At 65.4% G+C, this 3,180-nt stretch carries 2 protein-coding genes; both read right to left on the bottom strand.

Translation table 11 applies throughout. The features are described from left to right. Positions 1-485: 485 nt before the first annotated feature. Positions 486-1,685: a fumarylacetoacetase gene (fahA, locus tag NAM01S_RS32575; protein ID WP_067792996.1), complete on the bottom strand. Its 1,200-nt coding sequence runs from the start codon at positions 1,683-1,685 to the stop codon at positions 486-488. Then, positions 1,661-2,857 (bottom strand): homogentisate 1,2-dioxygenase, encoded by a 1,197-nt coding sequence (locus NAM01S_RS32570; protein WP_067792994.1) that lies wholly within the window; start codon positions 2,855-2,857, stop codon positions 1,661-1,663. The genes fahA and NAM01S_RS32570 overlap by 25 nt, the downstream gene beginning before the upstream one ends. Between the last annotated feature and the right edge of the window lie 323 nt (positions 2,858-3,180).

Genomic DNA, 3,180 nt, shown 5'->3' with positions numbered 1-3,180 from the left:
ATTCAAATCCAAGATCTTGATAAGCCACCATTTGACTACCGTCAAATCCATTTCTCTATCGACGGTAGTCAAATGGTGGTTGGGGCCTTGACGGGCAAAGCACTTCTCCAGGGATTTCCCCCGATTGCCCGCTCTCTGGACGCAACCACAGCCGGTCGACCACGCCGGAAGCCGAACCCCGCGCACCCGACTGCGGGAGGTAAGCCGGGTACGGCACACGACGCGCCCAGCACTGCTCCGAGGCAAACCTGGGTAGGCCCAACCCCCTCGCAAAACGCCAACATTGGGAACCGTCACCCCAACGCAACCTCCGCCCAAATCCAATCCCAAGAACCTGCCGCAAGGCGAACCCCCTCGGCGCCCGCAACATTGGGACCAGTCAACGCAACCCAACCACCGAACGAATCCGCTCCCACACACCCACCACACGCCTCACATAGCCACCGCCTATGTGGCACGTACACAGGGTGTGTGGCACCCGCCGGCTACCTACTGTGCGCGGGGAGAATTCGGCCCCGCACTTCTCCGAGGCCGATGCGGTTCACTCCGATGCCCGGTGCTGAGGCCGTGATCACAACCTCGTCGCCATCCTCCAGAAACGTCCGATGATCGCCATCGAGCAATACCGGTTCCGCTCCATTCCAAGACAATTCGATGAACGACCCGCGCTGCCCCGGTTCGGGTCCGGAGATGGTGCCCGATGCGAACAAATCGCCGGTGCGCGTGGCGGCTCCGTTGGCGGTCAGGTGTGCCAGCATCTGCGCCGGCGACCAGTACATCCGGGCGTAGGGAGGGTGCGCGACGGTATGGCCGTTCCAGTGGACGGCCAGCTCGATGTCCAAGCCCCACGGCTGTTCGGCGGTGAGATAGGGCAGCGGTGGCGGCGACTGTTCCGGCAGCGGTATCCGTGCCGAGTCGAGTGCGGCCAACGGTGTCACCCAGGCGGACAGCGAAGTGGCGAACGACTTTCCGAGGAACGGCCCGAGCGGCTGATACTCCCAGGCTTGGATGTCCCGCGCCGACCAGTCGTTTACCAAAGCCACGCCGAACAGGTGGGATTCGACCTCGGCGATATCGATCGGCGTGCCGAGTGAAGAGCCGACGCCGACGACGAAGCCGAGTTCGGCCTCGATATCCAGCCGCCGGGACGGACCGAAATCCGGTGCGCCCGAATCCGTTCTGCGCTGCCCCTGCGGCCGCACAACCTCGGTGCCCGAAACGACGACGGTTCCGGCTCGACCGTGGTAGCCGACCGGAAGGTGCCGCCAATTCGGTAGCAGCGGTTCGGCATCCGGGCGGAACAAACGTCCGAGATTGGTGGCGTGGTCGATGCTCGCGTAGAAGTCCACATAGTCGCCGATGCGAATCGGCAGCGCCAGGGTCACGTCCGTCAGCGAATACACCGCATCGGTCGGGATTTCCGACGAGACCAACTCACGCACCCGTTCGCGTACCTCCCGCCAGCGCGCGGGACCTTGCGCTAGGAACGGATTGAGGACAGGCGCGGCGAACACCAAATCCTCCAGCACCGCAGCCAGATCGATGACGAACTCACCGAAGCGCACCCCGACCCGATACTCGCCACCGCGCGGCGCGAACACCCCGTACGGCAGATTCTCCGCCCCGAACAGCGAATCCTCCGGAACCTCGAGCCGCGTCCTCACCGCGGGCCCCGCCCGGACCATGTCCACGCGTAGGCAGGATCCTCACAGGCCAGCGCACCCTCGCCGAGTTCGAGTGGGCGGAAAGTGTCGACCATGACTGCCAACTCGTCGAAGAACTCGATGCCGATGCTGCCCTCGTACGCTCCCGGCTGCGGTCCGTGCGCGTAGCCGCCGGGATGCACCGATACCGAACCCTGGCCGATACCGGAACCCTTGCGCGCCTCGTAGTTTCCGCCGCAGTAGAACATGATCTCGTCGGAGTCGACGTTGGAGTGGTAGTACGGCACCGGGATGGACAGCGGGTGGTAATCGACCTTGCGCGGAACGAAGTTGCAGATCACGAAGTTGATCCCCTCGAACGCCTGGTGGACCGGCGGCGGCTGGTGCACGCGGCCGGTGATCGGCTCGAAGTCGGCGATGTTGAACGTGATCGGGTACAGGCACCCGTCCCAACCGACCACGTCGAACGGGTGCGTCGCGTAGACCATCCGCGTACCCACCACCCGCGCGCCCGCGCGGTGCTTCACCAGAACCTCGACATCGGTACCGGATTCGAGCAGCGGTTCGCCGGGGCCGTGCAGATCTCGTTCGCAGTACGGCGAATTCTCCAGCAGCTGACCGAATTTCGACAGGTATCGCTTCGGCGGAGTGATGTGACTGGAGGCCTCGATGACGTACGCGCGCAACGGATCCGCCCCGGCGGGCAACCAGCGGTGCGTGGTGGCGCGCGGAATGAGGACTTGGTCGCCTTGACGGGCGGCAAGCTTGCCGAACACGGTCTCGACGGTGGCCTCGCCCGCCTCCACGTACACCAGCTCGTCGCCGATCGCGTTGCGGTACAACGGAGAAGCGCCCTTGGCGGCGACGTAGGAGATCCGCACGTCGGCGTTGGCGAGCAACAGCCGCCTGCCGGTCACCGGATCGGTGCCCGCGGCGGTGTCGCCGGGAAAGAGATCGTGCAGGCGCAGATGCCGGTGGCGCAGTGGATGGTTCGGCGTCGTCGTCTGGTCCGGTAGTTCCCAGACTGTGGAGTCGACGATCGCGGGCGGCAGACCGCGGTGATAGAGCAACGAGGAATCGCCGGAGAAGCCTTCCTCGCCCATCAGCTCCTCGTAGTAGAGCCGCCCGAGGTCGTCGCGGTGCTGGGTGTGCCGTTTCGGCGGCACCGCGCCGACCTGCCGATAGAACGCCATGCTCGCACCTCCCGCCAGATCGTGGTCGGATCGGTCGATCTCCATCGTAATGATCGGATGACTTCAACGACCCGGAAAACGGACCTACGCGACGGCAAATCCGCCGATGCGCCGCGCCGCTGATCGGCATTTCGCCGCCCGAAATCGGGTCTGGCCGGAGAAATGCCGGACGCGACGTGCGCGCGGTCCCCTCTCGACTTGGGCGCATGTGTGCCCCGGACCCGGCCGCAGGCGCTCGCGGCCGCCGACTGAGGGTGGCCGTCACCCGGCGAGACCGACCGAATGTCACCTTCGGTCGGGTTCCGGCCGTGGGCATATGTCCT

The sequence above is a fragment of the Nocardia amikacinitolerans NBRC 108937 genome, assembly GCF_001612615.1.
Classification (GTDB): Bacteria; Actinomycetota; Actinomycetes; order Mycobacteriales; family Mycobacteriaceae; genus Nocardia; species Nocardia amikacinitolerans.
Note: the sequence above shows the minus strand (reverse complement) of the source record. Positions and strands in the feature narration are given on the sequence as shown.